The 25,423-nt window shown below is 60.2% G+C and carries 23 protein-coding genes; 9 read left to right on the top strand and 14 right to left on the bottom strand.

The window, feature by feature from the left end:
• Positions 1 to 98 precede the first annotated feature (98 nt).
• On the bottom strand, positions 99 to 1,112 hold the full coding sequence (locus KHQ28_RS16610) for a LacI family DNA-binding transcriptional regulator (protein ID WP_004174685.1): 1,014 nt from the start codon (positions 1,110 to 1,112) through the stop codon (positions 99 to 101).
• Positions 1,113 to 1,379: 267 nt separating this feature from the next.
• On the opposite strand from KHQ28_RS16610, the gene ascF reads away from it, so the two are divergent.
• The 3 genes from ascF to KHQ28_RS16595 all read left to right on the top strand — a co-directional run bounded on the left by ascF (position 1,380) and on the right by KHQ28_RS16595 (position 4,761).
• Complete coding sequence (gene ascF / locus KHQ28_RS16605; protein ID WP_055314395.1) at positions 1,380 to 2,843, top strand: PTS cellobiose/arbutin/salicin transporter subunit IIBC; 1,464 nt, start codon at positions 1,380 to 1,382, stop codon at positions 2,841 to 2,843.
• A 3-nt stretch (positions 2,844 to 2,846) separates the two neighbouring features.
• Positions 2,847 to 4,271: a 6-phospho-beta-glucosidase gene (locus KHQ28_RS16600; protein WP_032418411.1), complete on the top strand. Its 1,425-nt coding sequence runs from the start codon at positions 2,847 to 2,849 to the stop codon at positions 4,269 to 4,271.
• A 181-nt stretch (positions 4,272 to 4,452) separates the two neighbouring features.
• Positions 4,453 to 4,761, top strand: coding sequence for a SymE family type I addiction module toxin (locus KHQ28_RS16595; RefSeq protein WP_002914883.1), 309 nt, complete (start codon positions 4,453 to 4,455; stop codon positions 4,759 to 4,761).
• On the opposite strand, the gene hycI is transcribed toward KHQ28_RS16595, so the two are convergent.
• The 9 genes from hycI to hycA all read right to left on the bottom strand — a co-directional run bounded on the left by hycI (position 4,758) and on the right by hycA (position 12,562).
• Positions 4,758 to 5,228, bottom strand: coding sequence for a hydrogenase maturation peptidase HycI (hycI, locus tag KHQ28_RS16590; RefSeq protein ID WP_004174683.1), 471 nt, complete (start codon positions 5,226 to 5,228; stop codon positions 4,758 to 4,760). The two genes, KHQ28_RS16595 and hycI, sit on opposite strands and share 4 nt — an antisense overlap.
• Positions 5,221 to 5,631, bottom strand: a complete 411-nt coding sequence (locus KHQ28_RS16585) for a formate hydrogenlyase maturation HycH family protein (RefSeq protein WP_002914887.1) — start codon at positions 5,629 to 5,631, stop codon at positions 5,221 to 5,223. Before KHQ28_RS16585 ends, hycI begins: the two co-directional genes overlap by 8 nt.
• Positions 5,628 to 6,395: an NADH-quinone oxidoreductase subunit B family protein gene (locus KHQ28_RS16580; RefSeq protein WP_002914891.1), complete on the bottom strand. Its 768-nt coding sequence runs from the start codon at positions 6,393 to 6,395 to the stop codon at positions 5,628 to 5,630. Before KHQ28_RS16580 ends, KHQ28_RS16585 begins: the two co-directional genes overlap by 4 nt.
• A complete protein-coding gene (locus KHQ28_RS16575; protein WP_008806181.1) occupies positions 6,395 to 6,937 on the bottom strand; it encodes a formate hydrogenlyase complex iron-sulfur subunit in 543 nt (180 codons plus the stop codon). Before KHQ28_RS16575 ends, KHQ28_RS16580 begins: the two co-directional genes overlap by 1 nt.
• Positions 6,938 to 6,946: 9 nt before the next feature.
• Positions 6,947 to 8,656, bottom strand: a complete 1,710-nt coding sequence (hycE, locus tag KHQ28_RS16570) for a formate hydrogenlyase subunit HycE (RefSeq protein WP_004151044.1) — start codon at positions 8,654 to 8,656, stop codon at positions 6,947 to 6,949.
• Positions 8,657 to 8,672: 16 nt separating this feature from the next.
• Positions 8,673 to 9,596, bottom strand: a complete 924-nt coding sequence (locus KHQ28_RS16565; protein ID WP_004149485.1) for a respiratory chain complex I subunit 1 family protein — start codon at positions 9,594 to 9,596, stop codon at positions 8,673 to 8,675.
• A 2-nt stretch (positions 9,597 to 9,598) separates the two neighbouring features.
• On the bottom strand, positions 9,599 to 11,425 hold the full coding sequence (gene hycC, locus KHQ28_RS16560) for a formate hydrogenlyase subunit 3 (protein WP_032418410.1): 1,827 nt from the start codon (positions 11,423 to 11,425) through the stop codon (positions 9,599 to 9,601).
• Positions 11,422 to 12,030, bottom strand: a complete 609-nt coding sequence (locus tag KHQ28_RS16555; RefSeq protein ID WP_004151047.1) for a 4Fe-4S dicluster domain-containing protein — start codon at positions 12,028 to 12,030, stop codon at positions 11,422 to 11,424. The genes hycC and KHQ28_RS16555 overlap by 4 nt, the downstream gene beginning before the upstream one ends.
• 82 nt (positions 12,031 to 12,112) lie before the next feature.
• Entirely contained in the window at positions 12,113 to 12,562 is a 450-nt protein-coding gene (gene hycA, locus KHQ28_RS16550; protein ID WP_002914925.1) for a formate hydrogenlyase regulator HycA, read from the bottom strand.
• 209 nt (positions 12,563 to 12,771) lie between these two features.
• Here hycA and hypA point away from each other — a divergent pair, with 209 nt between their 5' ends.
• The 6 genes from hypA to flhA all read left to right on the top strand — a co-directional run bounded on the left by hypA (position 12,772) and on the right by flhA (position 18,692).
• Positions 12,772 to 13,116, top strand: coding sequence for a hydrogenase maturation nickel metallochaperone HypA (gene hypA, locus KHQ28_RS16545; RefSeq protein ID WP_002914928.1), 345 nt, complete (start codon positions 12,772 to 12,774; stop codon positions 13,114 to 13,116).
• A 3-nt stretch (positions 13,117 to 13,119) separates the two neighbouring features.
• A complete protein-coding gene (gene hypB, locus KHQ28_RS16540; protein WP_004890205.1) occupies positions 13,120 to 13,992 on the top strand; it encodes a hydrogenase nickel incorporation protein HypB in 873 nt (290 codons plus the stop codon).
• On the top strand, positions 13,983 to 14,255 hold the full coding sequence (locus KHQ28_RS16535) for a HypC/HybG/HupF family hydrogenase formation chaperone (protein WP_002914934.1): 273 nt from the start codon (positions 13,983 to 13,985) through the stop codon (positions 14,253 to 14,255). Before hypB ends, KHQ28_RS16535 begins: the two co-directional genes overlap by 10 nt.
• Entirely contained in the window at positions 14,255 to 15,376 is a 1,122-nt protein-coding gene (hypD, locus tag KHQ28_RS16530) for a hydrogenase formation protein HypD (protein ID WP_004151048.1), read from the top strand. The genes KHQ28_RS16535 and hypD overlap by 1 nt, the downstream gene beginning before the upstream one ends.
• Positions 15,373 to 16,383, top strand: a complete 1,011-nt coding sequence (hypE, locus tag KHQ28_RS16525) for a hydrogenase expression/formation protein HypE (RefSeq protein WP_032418409.1) — start codon at positions 15,373 to 15,375, stop codon at positions 16,381 to 16,383. The genes hypD and hypE overlap by 4 nt, the downstream gene beginning before the upstream one ends.
• 236 nt (positions 16,384 to 16,619) lie before the next feature.
• Positions 16,620 to 18,692, top strand: a complete 2,073-nt coding sequence (gene flhA / locus KHQ28_RS16520) for a formate hydrogenlyase transcriptional activator FlhA (RefSeq protein ID WP_032418408.1) — start codon at positions 16,620 to 16,622, stop codon at positions 18,690 to 18,692.
• Between the two features lie 53 nt (positions 18,693 to 18,745).
• Here the strand turns inward: flhA and KHQ28_RS16515 are convergent, their stop codons facing one another.
• The 4 genes from KHQ28_RS16515 to KHQ28_RS16500 all read right to left on the bottom strand — a co-directional run bounded on the left by KHQ28_RS16515 (position 18,746) and on the right by KHQ28_RS16500 (position 25,272).
• Complete coding sequence (locus KHQ28_RS16515; RefSeq protein ID WP_004181046.1) at positions 18,746 to 20,146, bottom strand: glycoside hydrolase family 1 protein; 1,401 nt, start codon at positions 20,144 to 20,146, stop codon at positions 18,746 to 18,748.
• A gap of 50 nt (positions 20,147 to 20,196) precedes the next feature.
• Positions 20,197 to 22,389 (bottom strand): CBM35 domain-containing protein, encoded by a 2,193-nt coding sequence (locus tag KHQ28_RS16510; protein WP_032418407.1) that lies wholly within the window; start codon positions 22,387 to 22,389, stop codon positions 20,197 to 20,199.
• 12 nt (positions 22,390 to 22,401) lie between these two features.
• Positions 22,402 to 23,739, bottom strand: a complete 1,338-nt coding sequence (locus KHQ28_RS16505) for a carbohydrate porin (RefSeq protein ID WP_002914972.1) — start codon at positions 23,737 to 23,739, stop codon at positions 22,402 to 22,404.
• Positions 23,740 to 24,000: 261 nt separating this feature from the next.
• Entirely contained in the window at positions 24,001 to 25,272 is a 1,272-nt protein-coding gene (locus KHQ28_RS16500) for a PTS sugar transporter subunit IIC (protein ID WP_004151052.1), read from the bottom strand.
• Positions 25,273 to 25,423 lie beyond the last annotated feature (151 nt).

The following is a 25,423-nucleotide window of genomic DNA, read 5'->3' as shown; positions in this document are numbered from 1 at the left end:
TGCATAATACGTTCCAATTTTTTAATATATTGATTATAAAGACTATTATAGCTGCGGTTTGCTGTCATCGTCAGTAGTGACGATGACAGCTGACGACGTCAGGCACAGGGGCCCGCCACCAGCGACTCGCGTTCAATCAGCGCTCCGGGAAAGCTTTGCTGAAAGTTGAATTCCCCGCCATCCAGCATAAAGATCAGCCGATTGATGCTCTCTTTAATCATCTCCGTCACCGGCACCCGGACGCTGGCGAGCGACGGCACCATATACGGCGCAAGAGCAATATCGTCAAACCCCACCACCGAGACCTGTTCTGGCACCTTAACGCCCAGCTGGTGAAGCTGCTTCATCGCCCCGATGGCCATATCGTCATTGCTCGCCACCAGCGCGCTGTAGGTAACCCCGCGCTGACGCAGGCTCTCCACCCCCGCCGCCCCGGTTTCCGGCGTCCAGCGCCCTTCGGCGATAAGCGCCTCGTTCAGGGCGATGCCGTGGCCAGCCAGCGCGTCTTTGTAGCCGGCGAGGCGTTCGACGCCGGTGGGAGAGTCAAGGGAGCCGGTAATAAAGGCGATATCGCGATGGCCAAGCGCAATCAGCCGCTCCACTACCCGCATCGCCGAGGCTTTTTGATCGGACCAGACGCAGTGGCTGGCGTGGCGGCGCAGGCGGCGATTAAGCACCATGATCGGCTGCGAGTGGTTCTCAACGATCTCGTCCATCTCATCGACGGTGAGAAAGCGCGGGTAGATGATGATCGCATCGCAGCGCAGATCCAGCAGGTACTGGATCGCCTCCCGCTCCTCTTGCGCGCTGTGCTTGCCGTCGGCCAGGATCAGCTGCCGCCCTTTATCCTCCGTCATCCGCGCCACGTGATACAGCAGTTCGCTAAAATAGACGCCGTGGTACAGGGTATTGGTCACCACCAGGCCGAGGGTTTGCGTGGTTTTGGTCGCCAGGTTGCGCGCCAGCAGATTAGGCCGGTAGCCGCTCTCCGCCACCGCCTTAAACACCCGGTCTTTGGTCTCCTGGCTGACATAGCCGTTGCCCGACAGCACCCGCGAAACGGTCGCCTTCGATACCCCCGCGCGCTTTGCGACCTCCAGCATCGTTGCCATGTGATTCTTCCTGTTGCAAAAGTTGCAGGCAGTGTACTGCACGTTTCCCGCTTTTACAGCACTCCCCTGTTCATCACCGCGATCCGGCTCACGGCGACGCTTAGCGATCAAAATCACAAAATTGAGATCATATTTTTTTATTTCTTGTGCAATTAACTGAAACTCACCATGATTTTGTGGAACCGGTTTCCTATAAAAACATGGTATCGCCCGGCGATGCGGGGCGGTGGCAGATCAGTACCCTATTGATAAACAGGATAAAATCCGATGTCGAAAAATTATGCAGCCCTGGCGCAACAGATAGTCGCGGCAATCGGCGGGGTCGACAACGTCGCCGCCGTTACCCACTGCATGACCCGTCTGCGCTTCGTGGTTAAAGACGACGAACAGGTCGATAGCTCTACCCTGAAAGGCCTGGCCGGGGTGCTCGGCGTCGTGCGCAGCGATAACCAGTGCCAGGTGATCATCGGCAACACTGTCTCCCAGGCCTACCGCGAGGTGGTGAATCTGCTGCCAGGCGACCTGCGCCCGGCTGAGCCGCAGGGCAAAGCGCCGCTGACCCTGAAACGCATCGGCGCCGGGATCCTCGACGCGCTGATCGGCACCATGTCTCCGCTGATCCCGGCGATTATCGGCGGATCGATGGTCAAGCTGCTGGCGATGATCCTCGAGATGAGCGGCGCGTTGCCGAAAGGCTCGCCGACGCTGACCCTGCTGGCGCTTATCGGCGACGGCGCATTTTTCTTCCTGCCGCTGATGGTGGCCGCCTCCGCGGCGGTGAAATTCAAAACTAATATGTCGCTGGCTATCGCCATCGCCGGGGTGCTGGTGCATCCTGGGTTTATCGAATTGATGGCCAAAGCCGCCCAGGGAGAACACGTTGAATTCGCCTTTATTCCGGTTACCGCGGTGAAATACACCTATACGGTGATCCCGGCGCTGGTGATGACCTGGTGCCTGTCGTATATCGAGCGCTGGGTGGATCGCATTACCCCGGCGGTGACGAAAAACTTTCTGAAGCCGATGCTGATCGTGCTGATCGCCGCCCCGCTGGCGATCCTGCTGATTGGCCCGCTGGGCATCTGGATCGGCAGCGCCATTTCCGCGCTGGTGTATACGATCCACAGCTATCTCGGCTGGCTGTCGGTGGCGATCATGGGCGGGCTGTGGCCGCTGTTGGTGATGACCGGTATGCACCGCGTCTTTACGCCGACCATCATTCAGACCATCGCCGAAACCGGCAAAGAGGGTATGGTGATGCCATCGGAGATCGGCGCCAACCTGTCGCTCGGCGGCTGTTCGCTGGCGGTAGCGTGGAAAACCAAAAACCCGGAGCTGCGCCAGACGGCGCTGGCCGCCGCGGCATCGGCGATTCTGGCCGGGATTTCCGAACCGGCGCTGTATGGCGTGGCGGTGCGCCTGAAGCGCCCGCTGATCGCCAGCTTAATCAGCGGCTTTATCTGCGGCGCGGTGGCAGGTATTGCCGGACTGGCCAGCCATTCGATGGCGGCGCCGGGGCTGTTTACCAGCGTGCAGTTTTTCGATCCGGCCAATCCAATGACCATCGTCTGGGTGTTTGGCGTGATGGCGCTGTCGGTGGTGCTGTCGTTTGCCCTGACGCTGATCCTTGGCTTTGAGGACATTCCCGTTGAGCAGGCCGCTGCCGACGCCAGAGCGCGCCAGGCCCGGGCCCAGGCATCCCACGCCTGTACACTATTGATAATGAGGTAATGCATGGCGAGTTTCCCACAGGGATTTTTATGGGGCGGCGCACTGGCCGCCAACCAGTCTGAAGGCGCTTATCTTGAAGGCGGTAAGGGGCTGACCACCGTGGATACCCTTCCCCACGGCGCCCATCGCCTGCCGGTAAAATTAGGCCTGGAGAAGCGCTTTATGCTGCGTGAAGACGAATTTTACCCCAGCCACCAGGCGATCGATTTTTACCATCGCTATAAAGAAGATATCGCCCTGATGGCCGAGATGGGGTTCAGCGTCTTTCGCACCTCCATCGCCTGGAGCCGCCTGTTCCCACGCGGCGACGAACAGCAGCCGAATCCGCAGGGCATCGCCTTCTATCGCTCACTGTTCGAGGAGTGCAAAAAGCACGGTATCGAGCCGCTGGTCACCCTGTGTCATTTCGACGTGCCGATGCATCTGGTGATGGAGTACGGCTCCTGGCGCAACCGCAAAATGGTGGATTTTTTCAGCCACTACGCCCGCACCTGCTTTGAAGCTTTTGACGGCCTGGTGAAATACTGGCTCACCTTCAATGAAATCAACATCATGCTGCACAGCCCCTACTCCGGCGCCGGTCTGGTGTTTGAGGAGGGTGAAAACCAGGAGCAGGTGAAGTATCAGGCCGCGCATCACGAGCTGGTGGCCAGCGCGCTGGCGACGAAAATCGCCCATGAGATTAACCCGCAAAATCAGGTCGGCTGTATGCTGGCCGGCGGTAATTTCTACCCTTACTCCTGCAAGCCGGAAGATGTATGGATGGCGCTGGAGAAGGACCGCGAAAACCTGTTCTTTATCGATGTCCAGGCCCGCGGCGCCTATCCGGTGTGGGCCGCGCGGGTGTTCCGGGAAAAAGGGGTCACGATTGCGAAACAGCCGGGCGATGACGAGATCCTCAAAAACACCGTCGATTTCGTCTCCTTTAGCTACTACGCGTCGCGCTGCGCCTCGGCGGAGATGAACGCCAGCAACACCAATGCCGCCAACATCGTCAAGTCGCTGAAGAACCCGCACATTCCGGCCAGCGAATGGGGCTGGGGCATCGACCCGCTGGGCCTGCGCATCACCATGAACATGATGTACGACCGCTATCAGAAACCGCTGTTCCTGGTGGAAAACGGGCTTGGCGCCCGCGATGAGATCGATGCCAATGGGGACATCAATGACGACTATCGCATCAGCTACCTGCGCGAGCACATCAGGGCAATGCGTGACGCTATCGGCGACGGCATTCCGGTGATGGGCTACACCAGCTGGGGCTGCATCGATCTGGTCTCGGCGTCCACCGGCGAGATGAGCAAGCGCTACGGCTTTGTCTATGTCGATCGCGACGATGCCGGCAACGGCACCCTGGCGCGTAAGCGTAAAAAGTCATTCTTCTGGTACCAGAAGGTGATAGCCAGTAACGGCGCCGATCTCGACTAAGCACCCTCGCCCACCCGCGCCCGTTCCCCGCGCTAACCGGGGGACGGACGTCGGCTATCTGTTGCATCCATTACATGCTTTTTTCTCGAGCCTGATTCCAGTTTCTGGTTTGCCACCGGTTTACAATAACTGGTATTTTATCCAGTACTTTTACCGGGGTATCTTCAGCAAGGAGCACATCATGAGCGCACAGCACCCTACCGCAGCCAGAGGGATAGCCAGGGCCATTCGCCAGTTAACCGTGGGATATGTCAGAAAACGCCATGAGGACCGCAAAACGCGGGAGACGCGGCGCTACACCCGCCACGCGGCATTAAGCTTAAACGGCGACTGGCTGGAGCAGGCGGGGTTTCCGGTCGGCACGCAGGTCAGAGTCTCGGTGTCGCCCGGTAAATTAGTGATAGAGAATCTTGAGCTGGCAGCGCCGGGAACGGGGCTCCCTTCCGGCCAGTCGTGCGCCGGCGGAGAGCCCGGTTCGCCGCAGGGCTAGTCGTCCGCGGCCTCCAGCTGAGTAAAGCCGCCCTTGCCCTGCCAGCCTGCCAACTGCTGATACACCCGGGCAACGGCCTCTTTCACCGGCTGGGTCATCGGATAATAAAAACCGACGATATCCGGCTGAATGCCGAGGAAAATCACCTCGCCGACGTCTTCTTTCAGCTGATCGACCAGATAGTTGAGCGGCATGTTATGGGTGGTCATCATAAACATCTCGGCGATGTCGTCGGGATCGATGATGCGAATGTCGCCGGGGTTTAGGCCCATATCGGTGGCATCGACAATCAGCAGGCGTTCGGGGCGTAATTCGCGGATCGCCACGATGTCGTTTTCCGGCGCGCTGCCGCCGTCGATGACCACCCACTGGCCGGCCGGGTTCGCCGCGCACATCTCCGCCAGCAGCGGGCCGGCGCCGTCGTCGCCCATCATGCTGTTGCCGACACAGAGTAAAACGTCAGTCACGTAATCTCCTCACCATCAGGTAGATGGCGCTCTCCTGGTGAATATCATGCAGCATGCTGAGCAGGGTTTTGCTCCACGCCTGCTGCTGCGGGGTCTGCGCGGACTGCGCTTTATCAAAGGCGTTGGCCAGCATCGCCACATGACTGCTGTCGATGACGATTTCGCCATACTTCGGCACGCCCTCCATTTTGCGCCGCGCGGCGCTTCCGGCCTCAAGGGTGGCGATCCATGCCAGATACGCGTCCCACGGGCAGCTCAGCGCCGCCTCCAGACAGTCGATGACGCCGAGGTGGTGGCCAATCGCCAGGCTGTAATAGACCACCTGCTGCGCCTGATCCGGCGTGGCGTCGTTCTCATCAATAAATTTACGGCTCAGCTGACTGAACACCACCGTCTCGCTCATCGGATACGCGCCCCCTCGACCACCTGGTTGAGATGGGTGACGATCTCGGTCAGACGCGGATCTTTCTCCGCCTCCAGCCAGCGCAGCACCTGACTGTCGCCCTGGCCAAGCAGACGCATATAGTCATCGGCAATCTGCCGTCCATAGCGATAGCCCGCCAGACGCCGCGCTTCGCGATCGATGCGCACCCGCAGAGGCTGCACCATATCGGCATGCAGCAGCTCGGTCGGCTGTTCGTCGAGCTCACCCGGCAGACGGGCATGAATTTTCTGCTCCAGCAGGCCAAGCGCCATGGCGAAGCCGTACAGCGTGGCGGCTGGCGTCGGCGGGCAGCCCGGAATATAGACGTCGACCGGTACGATTTTATCGGTACCGCCCCAGACGCAGTACAGGTCGTGGAAGATGCCGCCGCTGTTGCCGCAGGCGCCGTAGGAGATACAGATCTTCGGATCCGGCGCCGACTGCCAGGCGCGCAGCGCCGGGGAGCGCATCGCGCGAGTCACTGCCCCGGTAAACAACAGAATATCGGCATGGCGTGGCGAAGGCACCACCTTAATCCCGAAGCGTTCAGCGTCGAACAGCGGCGAAAGGGTGGCGAAAATTTCGATTTCGCAGCCGTTGCAGCCGCCACAGTCGACGCGGTAGACGTAGGCCGAACGTTTAATCTTCTTCAGTAGCGAGGCCTTCATGCTGGCGATGGATTCATCCACCGTCATCGGCACGGGAATACCGTTTTCATCGCGCGGGCCAAGTAAAGTGCTCATCAGCTGGCCTCCCTCATGTGGCGGGTCAGTTCAATACGATCGGACGGCACCAGGCATTTCTGGCGCTTGCATTCCGGGCAGGTTTCGAAGCTTTCGCGGTGCAGCTCGGCGCGGGTATCGCCGTTATGCTTGAGCAGCGCGATGGCGTAGTCGATCTCCTTCTGCACCGCGAACGGACGCTGGCACTCCCGGCAGTGGCAGATAGCGAAGCGCGACTGCTGGAGGAAATCCTCTTTCTTCCACACCGCCAGCTCATACTCCGGCGACAGCTTTATCGCCGCCGTCGGGCACACCTCTTCACAGCGGCCGCAGAAGATGCAGCGCCCGAGGTTGAACTGCCACGCCAGCTGATTAGTGGTCAGATCGGTCTCGACCGTCAGGGCGTTCGACGGGCAGGCGTTCACGCAGGCCGCGCAGCCGATACACTGCTGCGGCGTATGCTCCGGCTTGCCGCGAAAGTTTTTGTCTACCGGCATCGGCTCCAGCGGGTAGGCGTGCGTCGCGGTGCCGGTCTTAATAACTTTTTTAATAAAGGTAAACATGGCGATTCCTTATTTCAGCGGCGAGTTTTTACGCTCGATGCTGTAGCGCTCCAGCTCTTTGTATGGCACCACTTTGCTCTTCTTCTTGCGTACATCGACCACGGTCATGCGGTCAGTACAGGAGTAGCACGGGTCGAGGCTGCCGATGATCAGCGGCGCATCGGAAACGGTGTTGCCGCGCAGCATATAGCGCAGGGTCGGCCAGTTGGCGTAAGTCGCCGCCCGGCAGCGCCAGCGGTACAGTTTCTGGTTGTCGCCGGTCATGCTCCAGTGGATATCGTCGCCGCGCGGCGCCTCGGAGAAGCCCAGCGCGAAGCGGTGCGGAATATAGGTGAACCCCTCCACCATCAGCGGGCCGCCCGGCAGGTTATCGAGACCGAAATCAATCATATTCAGCGCGGTGTAAACCTCGTTGATCCGCACCTTGAGGCGAGATATCACGTCGCAGCCCTGCTCGCTGTGGACTTCCATCGGCAGCAGGCCGTAACCGACAAACGGGTGGTCGGCGCGGGTGTCGCGGGCGTGGCCGCTGGCGCGCACCATCGGGCCGACGTTGCTGAAGTCGCGGGCGATTTCCGGGTCCAGACGGCCAATACCGACGGTACGCTGTTCCATATTCGGCGTGCTGAGCAGCATATCCACCAGCTCCTGCACGTCGCGCCGCATCTGCTGCGCCAGCTGACGGGTCTGGATCATGTCCTCTTTCAGCAGGTCGCGGCGGATCCCGCCGATCAGGTTCAGGCCGTAGGTTTTACGCGCGCCGGTAAGGATCTCTGCCATCTTCATCGAGGTTTCGCGCACGCGGAAGAACTGCATAAAGCCGGAGTCAAAGCCGGTAAAGTGGCAGGCCAGACCGAGGTTCAGCAGGTGCGAGTGCAGGCGTTCCACCTCCAGCAAAATGGCGCGGATCATCTGCGCCCGCTCCGGCACCACGATGCCCATCGCGTTCTCCACCGAGGTGGTGTAAGCGGTGCTGTGGGCGAAGCCGCAGATGCCGCACACCCGGTCCGACAGGAAGGTCACTTCGTTATAACCCATGCGGGTTTCCGCCAGCTTTTCCATCCCGCGATGGACGTAGAACAGGCGGTAGTCGGCGTCGATAATGTTTTCGCCGTCAACGAACAGGCGGAAGTGGCCAGGTTCATCAGAGGTGACGTGCAGCGGGCCAATCGGCACCACGTTGTTTTTCTTGCTGCCGAGCTCGTTAATAAACTCGTAGGTTTCGGCGTCGGTGGTCGGCGCCGGACGCTGGCGATAATCCATGCTGTCTTTGCGCAGCGGATAGAGTTCGTCCGGCCAGTCGTCCGGCAGCACCAGCCGGCGTTCGTCCGGCAGGCCGACCGGCACCAGGCCGTACATATCACGCACTTCGCGCTCGCCCCATACCGCCGCCGGGACGCGCGGCGTCACCGACGGGTATTCCGGTTTGTTGGCGTCCACTTCCACGCGCACGGTGATCCAGCATTTGGTGCCCTGCTCCATCGACAGCACGTAATAGACCGCGTAGTGGCCGTTGAGCTTACGTTCATCGTTGCCGAACAGCACCGACAGCCAGCCGCCCTGCTGGTAGTAGAGAAACTCCACCACTTCCGGCAGGTAGTTGACCTTCACGGTGATGGTTAACTGGTCTTTAGTCTGCCAGGCTTCGTCCAGTACCACGCCGGGAAAGGCCTGGTGCAGCGCCGCAAGGTAGTGTTGACCGATTTTTTCTTCAGACATGCTCAAACTCTCTTAATCACGCCACCAGCAAGGAGACGAAAGCTAAAAAGGCGAAACCAAACCCGGCCCAGGTGACGCGGGAGGTGGCACAAAAACGCAGACGCGCCATGCTGTTTTCAAACAGCGCGATAATTAGCACCCCAACCACCAGCTTAACGATGGCGACCACCAGCGCCAGCAGCAGGCCGCCGACGCTGAAGCTGGTCATCTGGCCCCACGGGAAGAAGACCCCGACAAACATCTGCAGCACCACCAGCTGTTTGAGGCTGATGCCCCACTTCAGGATGCCAAAGCCGCTGCCGCTGTATTCCGACAGCGGCCCTTCCTGCAGCTCCTGCTCCGCTTCCGCCAGATCGAACGGCAGTTTGCCCATCTCGATAAAGGTGGCGAAGGCGCAGGCGCATAACGCCAGAATCAGTGGAATGCTGCGCGCCGCCGGCCAGTGGTAAAGGGTATCGGTGATGGCGCTGATATGGGTCGAGCCGGCGACCTGCGCCGCCACCCACAGGCCCAACAGCAGGATCGGCTCCACCAGCACGCCGAGCATCGCTTCGCGACTGCTGCCCAGCGCGGTAAACGGGCTACCGGTGTCCAGACCGGAAATGGCAAAGAAGAAACGGGCGATGGCGAACAGGTAGATCAGGGTGATGAGATCTCCCAGCACCGGCAGCGGGGAGTCTACCGTCACCACCGGCAGCGCGGTGGCGATGGTCAGCATCACGCCCACCATGACGTACGGCGTCAGGCGAAACACCCAGCCCGAGGCGTCAGGACCGACGCTCTGGCGGCCCAGCAGTTTCAGAATATCGCGATACTCCTGCAGTACCCCCGGTCCACGGCGGTTATGCAGCCGCGCGCGGGCGACGCGAACGATCCCGGACAACAGCGGCGCGACGGCAAACAGCACCAGCGCCTGTAGCAATGCAATTAACAGACTCATTCTCAGGCTCCTCGCGAAATGACAATCACCACCAGCACCGCCAGCTCAACCAGCGCGATCCCGCGCAGCAGCGCCGGCGCCGAGGCCGATTGCCAGCCCGGCACCAGACGCACCGGGTTCAGCCAGTGACGCAGCTTCAGCAACGGCGCAAAGGCCTCTTTCACCGGCATGGCAAAGCCGTGGGCCGTTACCACCATCGACTGCTCGTGGTCATAACCGCAGACCCACGCCGCGCCGCGCGAGCGCGCCGCCAGGCGATCGCCTTTAAAGAAGAGCATCAGCAGGAACGGCAGCAGCGGGCAGGCAATAAGCAGCAGCGCGATCATCGGCTGCGACACCACGCTCGATACCTGAGCCTGCACCGGGAAGGCGCCGCTCACCAGCGGCAGCAGCCACGGCGCGGCGATGCCGCCAACGAGGCAGAAAACCGCCGCCAGCACCACGCTCAGGATCATCAGCCAGGGGGCGCAGGTAGCGTTTTCCGCCTCTTTCGTCCGCGGCGCGCCAAGGAAGGTCACGCCGTAGACTTTCGCCATACACATCACCGCCAGTGCGCCAGTGATCGCCAGGCCAACGGCCAGTAGCGGCCCCAGCAGACGGCCGATAAACAGGTCGCCAGTGCTCATTTTGAAGAAGGATTGATAGATAACCCATTCGCCGGCGAAGCCGTTCAGCGGCGGCAGGGCAGCCATTGCCATCAGCCCCACCAGCATGGCGAGGGAGATCAGCGGCATTTTTTTACCGATGCCGCCCAGCTTCTCGATATCGCGATGACCGGTGCGGAACCACACCGCTCCGGCACCGAGGAACAGCGTGGTTTTGAACAGGCTGTGGTTAATCAGGTGATACATGCCGCCGATAAAGCCCAGCACCATCAGCGTGCTGTTGCGGGTCGCCACGCCGGTGACGAAGGCGCCCAGCCCCAGCAGGATAATGCCGATATTCTCCAGGGTGTGATAGGCCAGCAGGCGCTGAATGTTATGCTCCATCAGCGCATACAGTCCGCCGATAAAGGCGGTGATCATCCCCAGCGCCAGCAGCATCACGCCCCACCACAGCGGCGGCACGCCGCCGGCCAGCGAAACGGTCAGCATGCCGTACAGACCAACCTTCATTACCACCGTGGAAAACAGCGCGGCGGCCGGCGCGCTGGCCCCGGCGTGAGCCTGCGGCGCCCAGCCGTGCAGCGGGATCGCCCCGGCCAGCAGGGCGAACCCCACCAGACCCGGCAGCCAGAGCAGCGGGTTCTGCATCATATCCACCGCCTGAAGGTTGATCTGCGCCAGCTCGAGGGTGCCGTAGGTTGACCACACCAGCCAGCAGGTCCAGGCCATCAGCAGAGTACCGAGACGCCCCAGGGCAAACCACAGCTTACCGGAGGCGGCGCAGCCGGTGAGAAACGCCGCGCAGAGCGCCATGATCTCCGCCATCACCACCAGTGAACCGATATTGGTCACCACCACCGCGCAGGTCGCGGCGGCCAGCAGCAGATTGACCAGCGGGCCGTTGGCCTTCACCTGCGGGTGGCGATGCCAGCTAATATTGAACAATGACACCGGCAGCGCCGACAGGCCGATGGCCAGCAGCCACAGCGCGTTGACGCCCCCTACCCGTATCGTCAGGTGGAGAAACTGCAGCATGCCGCCGTGGATCCGCTCCGGCATCAGCAGCGCGGCGCCGCCGGCGACCACCAGCATGGCGCTGGCCACCGCGCCGCCGATCCCGGCAATGGCGCCGCTGAGCGGTTTGCGCATGGCAAACAGAAAGGCCAGTACGGCGCTGGCGGCATACCACGCCACCGCCTGATTCACTAATCCAATTACACTCATTCCCTCTCCCCCTGTTGCGCCTGGAACAGCGACAAGTCGCCAAGGTCGGTATTAAAGGTCAGCTGGCGTTTACGCTTGCTGGCCTGGGCGATATCACGGCTATCCACCAGCATCAGCGCGTTGGTCGGACAGGTCCGCACGCAGGCCGGGCCCTGGTCATCGAAGTGGCAGAGGTCGCATTTCACGGCAATAGCGCGCACGCCCGGTACCCAGTCGAGCAGCGAGCTGACGCGCGCCGGCGCCGGCGGCGCGGGGGGCGCCAGCCGGGTATTGGCATTCGCCGGGATATCCAGCGGGCGGCTGCCGGAAAATTCAATGGCGCCGAACGGGCAGGCAATGCCGCACAGTTTGCAGCTTACGCACAGGCTCTCGTTGAGCTGGACCGCGCCATCGACGCGCTGGATGGCGTTAACCGGGCAGACGGTGGCGCAGGGAGCATCTTCACAGTGGTGGCACATCTGCGGTGCCGATTCTTTTTCATTACGCATCACCTGCAGCCGCGGCATAGCCTGCAGGCCGTGCTGGCGATGCGTCTCAGAGCAGGCGGCTTCGCAGGTGCGGCAGCCGATACAGACAGTGGAGTCAGCAATTACAAAACGGTTCACCGGGTCATCCTCGGGTGAAAGTCATTTTTGACGAAATCAGGTTGCGCAGGTGTCATTTTCGACACGTGTCGACACCTTACGATCAGTGGGTCAGCGCCAGATGGCTTAAATCCACCGGTTGGTCTTGTTCCATGGCGTCATACAGACGGTCATAGACGGTGGCGATAATCGCCAGATAGTGCTCCAGCACCTGGTCGCGGGAGCGGTTGCTGATGCGGCCGTCCACCGTGCCATCCATTGCGAGGGTGGCCTGAGCAATCAGATACTTATCACCGCCGTTTTTGTTTTCGACGTAGTACTCGATGGTGTGGCTGTTGAAGCCTTCCGCGAGGGCGACGAACACCTGAAAATGGCCGAACAGCACGAAGCACAGCTCTTTGTCCGGCGCGCAGCTCATCGCGTGATGCAGGCGGGCCTTCGACAAGGTGATCCCCTGAACCAGCGAGTTACAGTAGATGTGCCACTGCTCCTGCTGCTGCCGGTGACGGTCGGCGATGTAATCCGCCTTTTCACTTATTTCCCAAATAGTCATATCGGTTTCTCCGTAGCATGAGATGCACCCTCTAAGCATTTTTCATGCCAGATTTTATTTAATTGATTTAACTATGTTTTTATATCGACCTCTGCCGATACGACATGTCGATGACAGCCCCGGGGCGTCGACATCGACATTGACTGCCACGACGATTTCATTCTGGCATCGTTATTGCATAGAAGGCGCATCGCGATACGGAGGCGACTATGCACGAAATCACCCTCAGCCAGCGGGCGCTGGAAATTATTGAACAACAGGCGCAGCAGGCCGGCGCGCGGCGGGTTACCGGCGTGTGGCTTAAGGTCGGCGCATTTTCCTGCGTGGAAGCCAGCGCCCTGACCTTCTGCTTTGAGCTGGTCTGCCGCGGCACGCTGGCGGAGGGGTGCGAACTGCATATCGCCGAACAACAGGCTGAATGCTGGTGCGATCGCTGTCAGCAGTACGTCCATCTTGTCTCGCAGCACGTTCGCCGCTGCCCGCACTGCAATAACGACCAGCTGCAGATCGTGGCGGATGACGGCTTACAGATTCAGCGTTTAGAATTGGAGTAAATTATGTGTACAACATGCGGCTGTGGCGAAGGCAACCTCTATATTGAAGGAGACGAACGAAACCCGCATTCCGCGTTCCGCAGCGCCCCCTTCGCGCCCGCCCCACGCCAGACGATGACCATCACCGGTGTCAAAATCGACCACTTCGCCCCCACCCGCACGCCAGAGGGCGACCTGCATTACGGCCACGGCGAAGCGGGTACCCACGCCCCGGGGCAGAGCCAACGGCGGATGCTGGAAGTGGAGATCGACGTGCTGGATAAAAACAACCGCCTGGCGGCACGCAACCGCGCACGCTTCGCAGCAAAACAGCAGCTGGTGCTGAATCTGGTTTCCAGCCCCGGCTCCGGCAAAACCACCCTGCTCACCGAAACCCTCACCCGGCTGAAAGGACGCGCCGACTGCGCGGTGATTGAAGGCGATCAGCAAACGGTCAATGATGCCGCCCGCATTCGCGCCACCGGCACTCCGGCGATTCAGGTCAATACCGGGAAAGGCTGCCATCTCGACGCCCAGATGATCGCCGACGCCGCCCCGCGCCTGCCGCTGGCTGACCGCGGCATTCTGTTTATCGAAAACGTCGGCAACCTGGTCTGCCCGGCCAGCTTTGATCTCGGCGAGCGCCATAAGGTGGCGGTGCTGTCGGTCACCGAAGGCGAAGACAAACCGCTGAAGTATCCGCATATGTTCGCCGCCGCCAGCCTGATGCTGCTCAACAAAGTCGACCTGCTGCCGTATCTCAATTTCGACGTTGAGCGGTGCCTGGCCTGCGCCCGCGAGGTCAATCCGCATATTGAAATTATTCTTGTCTCCGCCACCAGCGGCGAAGGCATGGAGCAGTGGCTCACCTGGCTGGAGACGCAGCGATGTGCATAGGCATTCCGGGACAAATTTGCGCCATCGACGGCGTGCTGGCGAAGGTGGAAGTTTGCGGTATTCAGCGCGACGTCGACCTGACGCTGGTCGGCGCCGTTGATGAGCAGGGCCAGCCGCGGCTCGGCCAGTGGGTGCTGGTGCACGTCGGCTTCGCCATGAGCGTCATTAATGAAGCCGAAGCCCGCGACACCCTCGAGGCGCTGCAAAATATGTTTGACGTGGAGCCGGACGTCGGCGCGCTGCTGTACGGCGAGGAGCGATAATGCGTTACGTAGATGAATACCGCGCCCCCGAACAGGTGATGCAGCTGGTGGCCCATCTTCAGCAGCGTGCTCGTCTGCTGCCGCACACCGCCGCGCGACCGCTGCGCATCATGGAGGTCTGCGGCGGCCATACCCATGCCATTTTTAAATTCGGGCTCGACCAACTGTTGCCGGAGAACATCGAATTTATTCATGGTCCCGGCTGCCCGGTGTGCGTCCTGCCGATGGGGCGCATCGACGCCTGCATTGAGATTGCCAGCCGCCCGGGAGTGATCTTCTGCACCTTCGGCGACGCCATGCGCGTGCCGGGTAAAAACGGCTCGCTTCTGCAGGCGAAAGCCCGCGGCGCCGATGTCCGCATCGTTTACTCGCCGATGGACGCTCTGCGGCTGGCGCAGCAAAATCCGCAGCGCGAGGTGGTCTTTTTTGGTCTCGGTTTCGAAACCACCATGCCCGCTACCGCCCTGACCCTGCGTCAGGCGCGAGAGCGCAACGTCGATAACTTCTACTTTTTCTGCCAGCACATCACCCTGCTGCCGACCCTGCGCAGCCTGCTGGACCAGCCGGAGAACGGAATCGACGCCTTTCTCGCCCCGGGCCACGTCAGTATGGTGATCGGCACCGAGGCCTACGGCTTTATCGCCAGCGACTATCACCGTCCTTTAGTGGTCGCCGGTTTCGAACCGCTTGATCTACTGCAAGGCGCGGTGATGCTGGTTGAGCAGACAATAGCGCAGCGCAGCGATGTGGAAAATCAGTACCGTCGCGTGGTGCCGGATGAGGGCAACCCGCTGGCGCAGGCGGCGATGGCCGACGTCTTCCGCCTGGATGGCGACAGCGAATGGCGCGGCCTGGGGGTCATCAGCGACTCCGGCGTGCAGCTTACGCCAGCCTATCAGCGCTTCGATGCCGAGGCGCATTTTCGCCCGGCGCCGCAGCGCGTGTGCGACGACCCGCGCGCCCGCTGCGGCGAGGTGCTGACCGGCCGCTGTAAACCGCACCAGTGCCCGCTCTTCGCCAGCACCTGCAATCCGCAAAGCGCCTTTGGCGCGCTAATGGTCTCCTCTGAAGGGGCCTGCGCCGCCTGGTATCAATATCGCAGTCAGGAAAATGAAGTATGAAAAGCGTCCAGTTAGCCCACGGTAGCGGGGGACAGGCAATGCAGCAGCTGATCGGCGACCTGTTTATGCAGGCCTTCGCCAACCCCTGGCTGGCGGAGCAGGAGGATCAGGCGCGCCTCGATCTGGCGGCGCTCGCCGCCCAGGGGGACCGCCTCGCCTTCTCCACCGACAGCTACGTGATTGACCCGCTGTTCTTTCCCGGCGGCAATATCGGCAAGCTTGCCGTCTGCGGTACCGCCAACGATGTGGCGGTCAGCGGCGCCATCCCGCGCTATCTTTCCTGCGGCTTTATTCTCGAAGAGGGGCTGGAGATGGCCACCCTGGAAGCGGTGGTCGCCAGCATGGCCGACACCGCCCGGGCGGCAGGGATCGCCATCGTCACCGGCGACACTAAAGTGGTGCCGCGCGGCGCGGCGGATAAGCTGTTTATTAACACCGCCGGCATCGGCGCCATCCCGGCGGACATTCGCTGGGGAACGCAGCAGATTAGCGCCGGTGATGTGCTGCTGGTCAGCGGCACGCTGGGGGATCATGGCGCCACCATCCTTAACCTGCGCGAGCAGATGGGGCTGGACGGCGCGCTGTCCAGCGACTGCGCGGTGCTGACGCCGCTTATCCAGACCCTGCGCCCGCTGAGCGGAGTGAAAGCCCTGCGCGACGCCACCCGCGGCGGGGTTAACGCGGTCGCCCATGAGTTCGCCGCCGCCAGCGGCTGCGGCATCGAACTGCAGGAGGCATCGCTGCCGGTCAACGACACGGTGCGCGGCGTCTGCGAGCTGCTTGGTCTGGACGCCCTGAACTTCGCCAATGAAGGCAAGCTGGTGCTCGCCGTCGCCCGCGACGAGGCGGAAAACGTGCTGGCGCATTTGCGGTCTCACGCGTTAGGACGCGATGCGGCGATAATCGGCGAAGTGGTCGTCCACCCGGGCGTACGTTCCGTTGGGCTGTACGGCGTGAAGCGGACGCTCGATCTTCCCCACGCCGAACCGCTGCCGAGAATTTGTTAACGACGGCGTCGGGTCCCGGATAGCGGCTGGCGCCTTTTCCGGGCTACAAAACTGCGCGCACATGTAGCCCGGCTAAGCGCAGCGCGAGCCGGGAAAAAGCCAGCGTAATTATTTTGCCCAAACCAGCGGGCGCCCATGGATGGGTTAAAGCGGCAATAACCGCTTTATTAACATACTATTATTTGTACCATCATTTTCTTATGCGCCGCGTTGTCGGCGCGTTTTGGACGTAAGCAATGTCGTATACACCGATGAGCGATCTCGGCCAGCAGGGGCTGTTCGATATCACCCGGCTTTTATTACAGCAGCCCGATCTGGCCGCGCTAAGCGAAACCCTGACCCGTCTGGTGCAACAGTCCGCGCTGGCCGATGAGGCGGCCATCATCCTGTGGAACGCGGGTAATCACCGCGCGGCCAGGTACGCCTGCGATGAGGCCGGCCATCCGGTAAGCTACGAGGATGAAACCGTCCTGGCCCACGGTCCGGTGCGTCGCTTACTCTCCCGGCCGGATGCCCTGCATTGCGATCATGAAACCTTTGCCGACACCTGGCCGCAGCTTATCCGCAGCGGACTGTATCGTCCGTTCGGATACTACTCGCTGCTGCCGCTGGCGGCGGACGGGCGGATCTTCGGCGGCTGCGAATTCCTCCGCCGTGACAACCGGCCGTGGAGCGAGAAAGAGTTCCAGCGGCTGCATACCTTCGCGCAGATCGTCGCCGTCGTCACCGAACAGATTCAGAACCGGGTCAGCAATAACGTCGATTACGATCTGCTGTGCCACGAGCGCGACAACTTTCGCATCCTGGTGGCGATCACCAACGCGGTGCTCTCGCGACTGGATATCGACGAGCTGGTCAGCGAGGTGGCGAAAGAGATCCATCGCTACTTCCGGATCGACGCCATCAGCGTGGTGCTGCGCAGCGACCGCAAGGGGAAGCTCAACATCTATTCCACGCATTATCTTGACGCCAGCCACCCGGTTCACGACCAGAGCGAGGTGGATGAAGCCGGCACCCTCACCGAGCGCGTGTTCAAAAGCAAAGAGATGCTGCTGCTTAATCTGCACGAGCATGACACTCTCGCGCCGTATGAGAAAATGCTCTTCGAGATGTGGGGCAATAAGATCAAGACCCTGTGCCTGCTGCCGCTGATGTCCGGCAATACCCTGCTCGGGGTGCTTAAGCTGGCGCAGTGCGACGAACAGGTTTTCACCACCACCAATCTCAAGCTGCTGCGGCAGATCGCCGAGCGGGTGTCGATCGCTATCGATAACGCCCTCGCCTACCGCGAAATTCAGCGCCTGAAAGAGCGGCTGGTGGATGAGAACCTCGCCCTCACCGAGCAGCTTAATAATGTCGAGAGCGAATTCGGGGAGATTATCGGCCGCAGCGAGGCGATGAACAATGTGCTCAAGCAGGTCGAGATGGTGGCGCACAGCGACAGCACCGTGCTGATCCTCGGCGAAACCGGCACCGGCAAAGAGCTTATCGCCCGCGCTATCCACAACCTCAGCGGACGCAACGGTCGGCGGATGGTGAAGATGAACTGCGCGGCGATGCCCGCCGGGCTGCTGGAGAGCGATCTGTTCGGCCACGAACGCGGCGCGTTCACCGGGGCCAGCGCCCAGCGTATCGGCCGCTTCGAACTGGCGGACAAAAGCTCCCTGTTCCTCGATGAAGTGGGCGATATGCCGCTGGAACTGCAGCCCAAACTGCTGCGCGTCCTCCAGGAGCAGGAGTTCGAACGTCTGGGGAGCAACAAGCTGATTCAGACCGACGTTCGATTGATCGCCGCCACCAACCGCGATCTCAAGCAGATGGTTATCGACAGGGAATTCCGCAGCGATCTCTACTACCGGCTCAACGTGTTCCCGATCCACCTGCCGCCGCTGCGCGAACGTCCCGACGATATCCCGCTGCTGGTGAAGGCGTTTACCTTTAAAATCGCCCGCCGCATGGGGCGCAATATCGACAGCATTCCGGCGGAAACCCTGCGCACTCTGACGCGTATGGAGTGGCCGGGCAACGTGCGCGAGCTGGAAAACGTTATCGAACGGGCGGTATTGCTCACCCGCGGCAACGTACTGCAGCTCTCCCTGCCGGAGCGGGATATCGTGGAAGCCCCGCGGACGCCGGCGGTCCTGCCTGAGGAAGGTGAGGATGAATATCAGCTGATCGTCCGGGTGCTGAAGGAGAGCAACGGCGTGGTGGCCGGGCCGAAAGGCGCCGCCCAGCGGCTGGGGCTCAAGCGCACCACGCTCCTGTCACGCATGAAGCGGCTGGGTATTAATAAAGACGAACTGGTGTAACCTCGCGCGCTCCCCCTTTCCGCGCCGGAGAGAGGGAGCGCTGGCGCAGCGCGCTATTTATCGCTGGTAAAACCGTTGCTGGACGCCAGTTCGGCAAACCACAGCGCATTGCGTTTTATCTGTCGCTCGCCGGTCTCCAGATCCAGTCGCCAGAAGCCGTAGCGCCGTTTGAAGGCATTGATCCACGACCAGTTGTCGATAAACGTCCACTGGTGCACGCCAAAGCAGTTCGCGCCGTCGGCTATCGCCCGATGCAGCTGCACCAGATGCTCCTCCATCAGCTGGATGCGGAAAGTATCGTCTATCACCCCGTCCGCCCCGGGCTCGCCCTCTGATTGTCGATCCATCGCGATGCCGATTTCCGCGAGATACCACTTAATATTGCCGTAGTTATCGCGAATATTGGCGGCAATGTCATAGATCGCCTGCGGCAGGATCTCGTTGTTATCACGATAAGGGTTAAAGCGGCCCTGCGGGTTCACCGCGTTTTCGAAATAGTATTCCGGGGTGAAATAATCGAGGTCATATTCGCTCTCACGCGCTTTTACCCGCCGCGGCACGTAATAGTTTACCCCAAGAAAATCGATATCCGCGCTGAGGATCAACGCCGCGTCGTCTTTGCTGGTCGTCGGCAGGCAGTCGTGGGCGGCAAGGATCTCGCACAGCGCTTTGGGGAATTCATGTTTTACCAGCGGGTCAAGGAAGCTGCGGTTAAAAAACAGGTCGGCATACCCGGCGGCTTTTTTATCCGCGTCGCTGTCGGTGAGGGTATAGCTCGGGGTCAGGTTGAGCACCACGCCGATCTCGCCCGCCAGCGCCAGTTCACGATAAGCCGTTACCGCTTTGGCGTGCGCCAGCATAATGTTAAACGCCACCTGCGCCGCCAGCCGACCATCTTTCTTACATGGATAGTGGAAGTCGTACAGGTAGCCTCCCTCAACCGGCACAATCGGCTCGTTGAAGGTTATCCAGTATTTAACCTTATGGCCAAACAGGCTAAAGGCGGTGCGGGCAAAGCGGGCAAACAGCTCGGCTACGTGCGCCGATTCAAAGCCGCCGTACTGTTTCTGCAGTGCTTCCGGCATATCAAAGTGGTAGAGATTGATCATCGGCTCAATGCCGTTAGCGATCATCTCATCCAGATAGGCGTGATAAAAACGCACCGCGTCCGGGTCCGGCGCGCCGGTTTCCAAATCAGCGATCAGTCGTGACCACTGTATCGAGGTACGAAATGAGTTGAAGCCGGTCTGTTTCATCAGCGCCACGTCCTGCGGATACTGATGATAAGTATCACACACGGTTTGCGGCCCTACCTGCTGATAAAATCGCTCCGGCTGTTCGGCAAACCAACTGTCCCAGATGGAACGATGGCGCTTATTGGTGACTCCTTCCGTTTGCGGGCCGGACGCCGCCGCCCCCCACAGGAACCCTTGCGGAAACTGATACTGCTGCATAACCTCTCCTTCGAAAAAAGGCTGCGCCCGTCTGGCGCAGCCTGAACGTACTACTCAGCGACCACTTCGATCGATTTAATGAACATATAGCCCCAGTCGCCGGCGAAGCGGCCGAAGTCAATCTGATTGCTCCCGACTTTAAGCGTCACCGGTATCCGCAGCTGCTGGCCCTGCTCATCCGTCTGCGGGAAGGCCACGGTCTGCGGAGCGCCCCCGTTGACGACAAATGAATTCTGCTTACCGCCCCATTTGCCGTTGAAGGTTACATTGAGCAGGAACTGACCGCTCCACGGCGCCTGCACCTGCCAGCTGACCTTATCCCCCTCGTTGGCAAATGGGCCGAGGAAGCCGTCCTCACCAACTGTCAGCGCGTCTTTATCACTCTTCATCACCGTCAGCCGCCCCTCAGCCACGCCATAAACTTCGCCGTGATAACGACAAAAATCCGCTGGCGCTTTCCCCGTCGCCTCGCCTACCGTCACGGTCACGGTTTTGCTGCTTTTCAGCAGCCCATCGTCCGCCGTGAACGTCAGCGCATAGGTGCCTGGCGCCGTAAACCAGGCCCGGGTTTGAGCCCAATCGGCATGGCAGAAATGCACCTGGCCATCGCCGGCGTGCTGCCAGCCCACCTTAACCTCTCGCGACGGCAGGCCATCGTCCTGCCAGCTGGCCGTAAGCTCGACGCCCTGGTCCTGCGTGGTGGTTAGGGCCGGTTCCAGCGTGACAACCGGCGGCTGATTCTCCTCGCTATGCTGCACGCTAATCACATTGGAAGGGGCCGAACGACCGCTCTCGTTTTTCGCCGTCACCCGGTAGTAATACGTGTGCCCGAGCTGAAGCTGACGATAATCGTCGCGGAACAGAACCATGGTTTCCGGATTCCATTCGTTAACGCCATCGGAGATATCCCGGCCCACCACCGTCCACGGCCCGGTCGGTGAGGCGGCGCGTTCGACATCGTAGCTGCGTCCTACCGCAGCGCCCATCCAGTTGATCGCGAAGGGCGAGGTGGTTTCGCGCAGCAAAGGCGCGTCCGGCTTCGGCAGCGGCGCCATCGTCTGCTGCCCGGCCATCTGCGCCGCGGCGGTGCGCACCAGATCGACCACCGCCTGCTCCTGGTTCGCTTCGCCTTCTTTGGCAAACCCCGGCAGGTGGTAGCTATAGTGCCCGGTCGACTCCTTATGCCAGTAGAAGCCGCCGTCGTGACGATGGCCGCGGAAGCCCCAGATAAGCCCGCCGGCGGCTTGCGCCCCGTTGACGTCGCTGTGAACAATCGACTGCATAATGGCGTTCAGTTGATCCGCCGGCAGCAGGCCAAATTCGCCGACGAGATAGACTTTTTGTCCGCCGACGGCGCGCAGATCCTGCGTCACCTGCCCGGGATGGTTATTATCGGCATTGGTGTAATAGTGATTGCTGACGATATCCACATTGGGGTCGGTCAGCGCAAAGGAATTGATTTTCTTATAGGTGCCATCCACCACCAGCTGATGAGGGGCCCATTTTTTAATCCACGCCGCGGTCTGATGCAGGAAATCGGCGTTGGTATCCTCCAGCTCGTTACCGGTTTCCCAGGCCATGATCGCCTTTTCATCATAATAGGCGCGGCCGGTGACGGTATTTGTCCGGGTGATAACCTGGCGGATCACATCCAGATAGGCTTTGAAGGTCTTGCTATCGGTCCGATAAAAGTCTTCCGCTTTTTCATGATAGAACGCCGCCAGCTGCTCGCGCCCGCCCCACCACCACCAGTGGTCGATAAACGGCAGGATCAGACGCAATCCCTGTTTATCCGCTTCGGCAATCATGTTGTCATACACCCGCATGGCTTTCTCATTCAGCCGCGGCATGCCGTCCGCCGTTTCCGGCGCCAGAATATGGGTCTCGCGCCCGCAGGCCTTATCAAATTCCTGCTGCACCGACAGCACGTAGACGCGCTGGGCTTTCGCCCCGGTTTGCACCATCGCCTGGATCCAGTTTTGTTGCTCCTGGGCCGTTGGCCATTTAAAGTATTGTCCCCAGCCGCGCGGGTCTGCCCTGCAGGGGCCGCGGGCGTCGTCTTCAATGCGGTGCAGCTCCGGCGCGTGGATCCCGGCGAAACGAAACACCTTGTCGCCGTCCTTGAGGGTGGCGCCGTCGCGAGTGATAAAGTGCGTAAAGTGCGAGCGCTCGGCGGCCAGCGCCCCGCCGGCCCCCAGCGCGGACAGCAGCCCCATCAGCAGCAGGTTTTTCATCGGCTTCATCGTTCTCTCTCCTTAGAACCAGACCTCGGCCTGTACGCCGAAGTTAACGGTATCGGTAGAGCCACTGCGGGAATACCCGCCGGCGGTGATGGTATTGGTATCCCAGTTGTAGTTACCGTCTAATGCATCGGAGACACCTTTATCCCACTTCGCGTAGGTGACGAAGAAGCGCAGCTGCGGACGCGCCCAGAAACCGGAGTCAAAGGTCAGCGTTGGCGCAACGGTGACTTTGGTCAGGCCGCCTTTGCCTTTGCCGTTTACTCCTTTGTAGTTTTTGTCATCCAGGTATTCGTAGCCCAGCTCGTACTGCATGGCAAAGTTGCGGGTGATCTGATGATAAGGGCGGATACCAGCGACCCACATCGAGCGTCCCCAGCCATTTTCATCTTCTGTCCACCAGCGGTAGTTTTTATCTTTCTGCCAGAAAGCGAAGGTCGAGATCTCCAGGTCGCCCATCGAGGCCACGCTATCCAGCACCACTCGCCAGGACTGGGTGTTTTCCAGGTTGGCCCAGCCCCAGCCGTTTTTACCCAGCGAGTCACCCGCCGCCAGCCCTTTCCCGTACTGCAATGCGAGGCGGGAGTATCCTCCGGTCAGACCATAGAAGCCGTCAAAGTTATAAATACCGGTCACGCCATAGCCCTTCTCGGCGGAAGTCGGATGGTTTTCGTTACGGTTCATGTGGTGGCCGATCAGCTCCAGATCGAAGCCTGTCCCCGCGATCTTTTTCAGCCACAGGTTGAGGGAATAGTCATCCGGGTAGCCCTGATCTCCCTTATCCACCGGGTAGGCTTTGGTTTCATCGGTGGGTGAAAAGGCGTACACCCCGGCGTCGAAGCGGGCGAAGCCGAGATCCATGTTGTCGAAGCCGCCGCCGGTGCCGTTGTACTGAATGTACTCCCAGTCGAACTGATGGCTGGAGGTGTTGGAGCTGCTATAGCGCTTACCGGCCCAGAAGGTCATCTCCGGCGCAAAATCCAGATTGCTCAACTCGGCGAACCCTTCACGAAACTGTACGTCATGGCCATCGTCATCCTGACAGTTCCAGTCGGAGGTGCATTTCGACTGGTGAGTGAGGTTGGCCTGCACTTTCGCCACCACGCCGCTGTCCGCCGTCAGCGTCACGGTGGGGATCAGTTCGATCTTGGTGTCTTCTTCGTTGCCCAGTCGCCACTTACCGTCTGGCATCAGGCCGACGGAGTCCGCGCGGTTGCCATCGGAGTTCGCCAGGATCCCGGAGCGGATATAGCCATGCAGCGCAAAATCATACTTCGGATCGGCGCAGGCCGGGCTGCTGGCCCCTGCCAGCGAGAGGAGAGCCAGAGGTATTGAGTGTTTCAGCTTTATCATTATTTTTTCCCACGTTATGTTTGTTAACACGAACCGATAACGGAGGGGAAATTTACGGATCAAAAACGGAAATGTACATCCACTTACGGAAAGCGCTTTCCATAATTGCCTATCTGGTTCACAAAATTAGCTCTGCGGCGAATATATTCGTGAGACTGATCACATAAAATGACAAGAATGACGCCGGGAGCCGGCAGTGGAGCGGAAGGAGGAGGAGATGAGCAGGTGCCGCCGGGGGATAAGCCGCCGACGGCGAGAGGATCAGCGTTCGGTTTCCGCGAGCTGACGTTCGTACACTTTGAAGAAGGGGCGATAGAGCATCCAGGCGTTAAACATCGCGAACAGGCTCATGCACAAATTTTTCCAGCTACCGTTCGCCGACCATGCCGCCCCCAGCGGGGAAGGCATCGACCATGGCAGCATCGCCACCGCGCGATCGAGAATACCCAGCTGAGTTAAATACCATGCGATACAGGCGTTTATCAGGGGAACAAAGAGAAACGGCAGTAAAAAAACCGGGTTCATGATCACCGGAAAACCAAACAGTATTGGCTCGTTGATATTAAACAGCGACGGCAGCAGGCCAATCTTGGCCACGCTTTTCAGCTGCCGCGAGCGGCTGCGCATCGCCATCAGCACCAGCGGCAAAGTGGAGCCAATACCGCCGATCAGCAGGTAAAAATCCCAGAACCCCTGCAGATAAATATGCGGCAGCGTTGGCGAACCCGCCGCCAGCGCCTGCTGATTTTCAAACAGATAGGTCATCCAGAAGGGGTTCATGATCCCGGTGATGATCAGCGCGCCGTGGATACCGATAAACCAGAGTAAGTTACAGATAAATAAAGAAATAAGTACCGCCATCAGCGTGTCGGACGCCAGCACCAGCGGCCGCACCGCTTCGCTGATCAACTCCGGTACGATGCGTCCGGTGGTCTGCAGCAGTATGGCATTCATCACGCTTATCGACAGCATCACCACCAGCAGCGGGATCAGCAGTTGAAAGCCATTGCGGGTCATCAGCGGCACTTCATCAGGCAAGCGAATGCACCAGCCTTTTTTGTAGAAAAAGCGAATTATCTCAATGGAATAGGTGCTGGATATCAGGGCGGTAAATATCCCCATACCGCCGAGATAAACATTGCTCACCGCAGTCTCGCGAAAGCCGATAAACAGCAGAAAAGCCAGACACCCGGTTAAACCGCAGAGCCGTTCCGGCAGACGGTACTGCTTGGCGAGACTGGCGCTGGCGCCGAAGGCGACAATCAGCGCCACCAGGCCAATAGTTAGCTGAAAGGTCGGCAGCAGGATAGGCCGCAGCAGCAAATAGACCTGGCCGAAACGCGAGGCGCCGTCGATGGAAACGGGCGGAAACAAAATGGGAACTAACAGGCTGCCAACGATCACAAAGGGCATAGCCAGCGCAAAGCTATCGCGCATCGCCGTAATGTGGTTGTTGCGCGTCAGAACATTCGCCAGCGGCGCCAGCCGCTGCTCGATGATGTCCACGGCCACATTCATTAACTGAATGTTCATACTCCTACCTTTGCGAATGGTTGTCTCGCCGGGATGATCGCCCACAATACCGGAAAGTGAAAGCCTGCCATAGGTGATCATGGTCACAATTAATAAATCCACAAACGGAAAGCGCTTTCCGTAATGCATCCATTTTGACTATAGTCCGCTC

The organism is Klebsiella sp. 28 (genome assembly GCF_018223905.1).
In the GTDB taxonomy this organism is placed as follows: Bacteria; Pseudomonadota; Gammaproteobacteria; order Enterobacterales; family Enterobacteriaceae; genus Klebsiella; species Klebsiella pneumoniae.
Note: the sequence above shows the minus strand (reverse complement) of the source record. Positions and strands in the feature narration are given on the sequence as shown.

Coding starts and splice junctions, on each gene's coding strand:
- KHQ28_RS16610 (WP_004174685.1), bottom strand. CDS start 1,112: ATGGCAACGATGCTGGAGGTCGCAAAGCGCGCGGGGGTATCGAAGGCG.
- ascF (WP_055314395.1), top strand. CDS start 1,380: ATGTCGAAAAATTATGCAGCCCTGGCGCAACAGATAGTCGCGGCAATC.
- KHQ28_RS16600 (WP_032418411.1), top strand. CDS start 2,847: ATGGCGAGTTTCCCACAGGGATTTTTATGGGGCGGCGCACTGGCCGCC.
- KHQ28_RS16595 (WP_002914883.1), top strand. CDS start 4,453: ATGAGCGCACAGCACCCTACCGCAGCCAGAGGGATAGCCAGGGCCATT.
- KHQ28_RS16585 (WP_002914887.1), bottom strand. CDS start 5,631: ATGAGCGAGACGGTGGTGTTCAGTCAGCTGAGCCGTAAATTTATTGAT.
- KHQ28_RS16580 (WP_002914891.1), bottom strand. CDS start 6,395: ATGAGCACTTTACTTGGCCCGCGCGATGAAAACGGTATTCCCGTGCCG.
- KHQ28_RS16575 (WP_008806181.1), bottom strand. CDS start 6,937: ATGTTTACCTTTATTAAAAAAGTTATTAAGACCGGCACCGCGACGCAC.
- hycE (WP_004151044.1), bottom strand. CDS start 8,656: ATGTCTGAAGAAAAAATCGGTCAACACTACCTTGCGGCGCTGCACCAG.
- KHQ28_RS16565 (WP_004149485.1), bottom strand. CDS start 9,596: ATGAGTCTGTTAATTGCATTGCTACAGGCGCTGGTGCTGTTTGCCGTC.
- hycC (WP_032418410.1), bottom strand. CDS start 11,425: ATGAGTGTAATTGGATTAGTGAATCAGGCGGTGGCGTGGTATGCCGCC.
- hycA (WP_002914925.1), bottom strand. CDS start 12,562: ATGACTATTTGGGAAATAAGTGAAAAGGCGGATTACATCGCCGACCGT.
- hypA (WP_002914928.1), top strand. CDS start 12,772: ATGCACGAAATCACCCTCAGCCAGCGGGCGCTGGAAATTATTGAACAA.
- hypB (WP_004890205.1), top strand. CDS start 13,120: ATGTGTACAACATGCGGCTGTGGCGAAGGCAACCTCTATATTGAAGGA.
- KHQ28_RS16535 (WP_002914934.1), top strand. CDS start 13,983: ATGTGCATAGGCATTCCGGGACAAATTTGCGCCATCGACGGCGTGCTG.
- hypD (WP_004151048.1), top strand. CDS start 14,255: ATGCGTTACGTAGATGAATACCGCGCCCCCGAACAGGTGATGCAGCTG.
- hypE (WP_032418409.1), top strand. CDS start 15,373: ATGAAAAGCGTCCAGTTAGCCCACGGTAGCGGGGGACAGGCAATGCAG.
- flhA (WP_032418408.1), top strand. CDS start 16,620: ATGTCGTATACACCGATGAGCGATCTCGGCCAGCAGGGGCTGTTCGAT.
- KHQ28_RS16515 (WP_004181046.1), bottom strand. CDS start 20,146: ATGCAGCAGTATCAGTTTCCGCAAGGGTTCCTGTGGGGGGCGGCGGCG.
- KHQ28_RS16510 (WP_032418407.1), bottom strand. CDS start 22,389: ATGAAGCCGATGAAAAACCTGCTGCTGATGGGGCTGCTGTCCGCGCTG.
- KHQ28_RS16505 (WP_002914972.1), bottom strand. CDS start 23,739: ATGATAAAGCTGAAACACTCAATACCTCTGGCTCTCCTCTCGCTGGCA.
- KHQ28_RS16500 (WP_004151052.1), bottom strand. CDS start 25,272: ATGAACATTCAGTTAATGAATGTGGCCGTGGACATCATCGAGCAGCGG.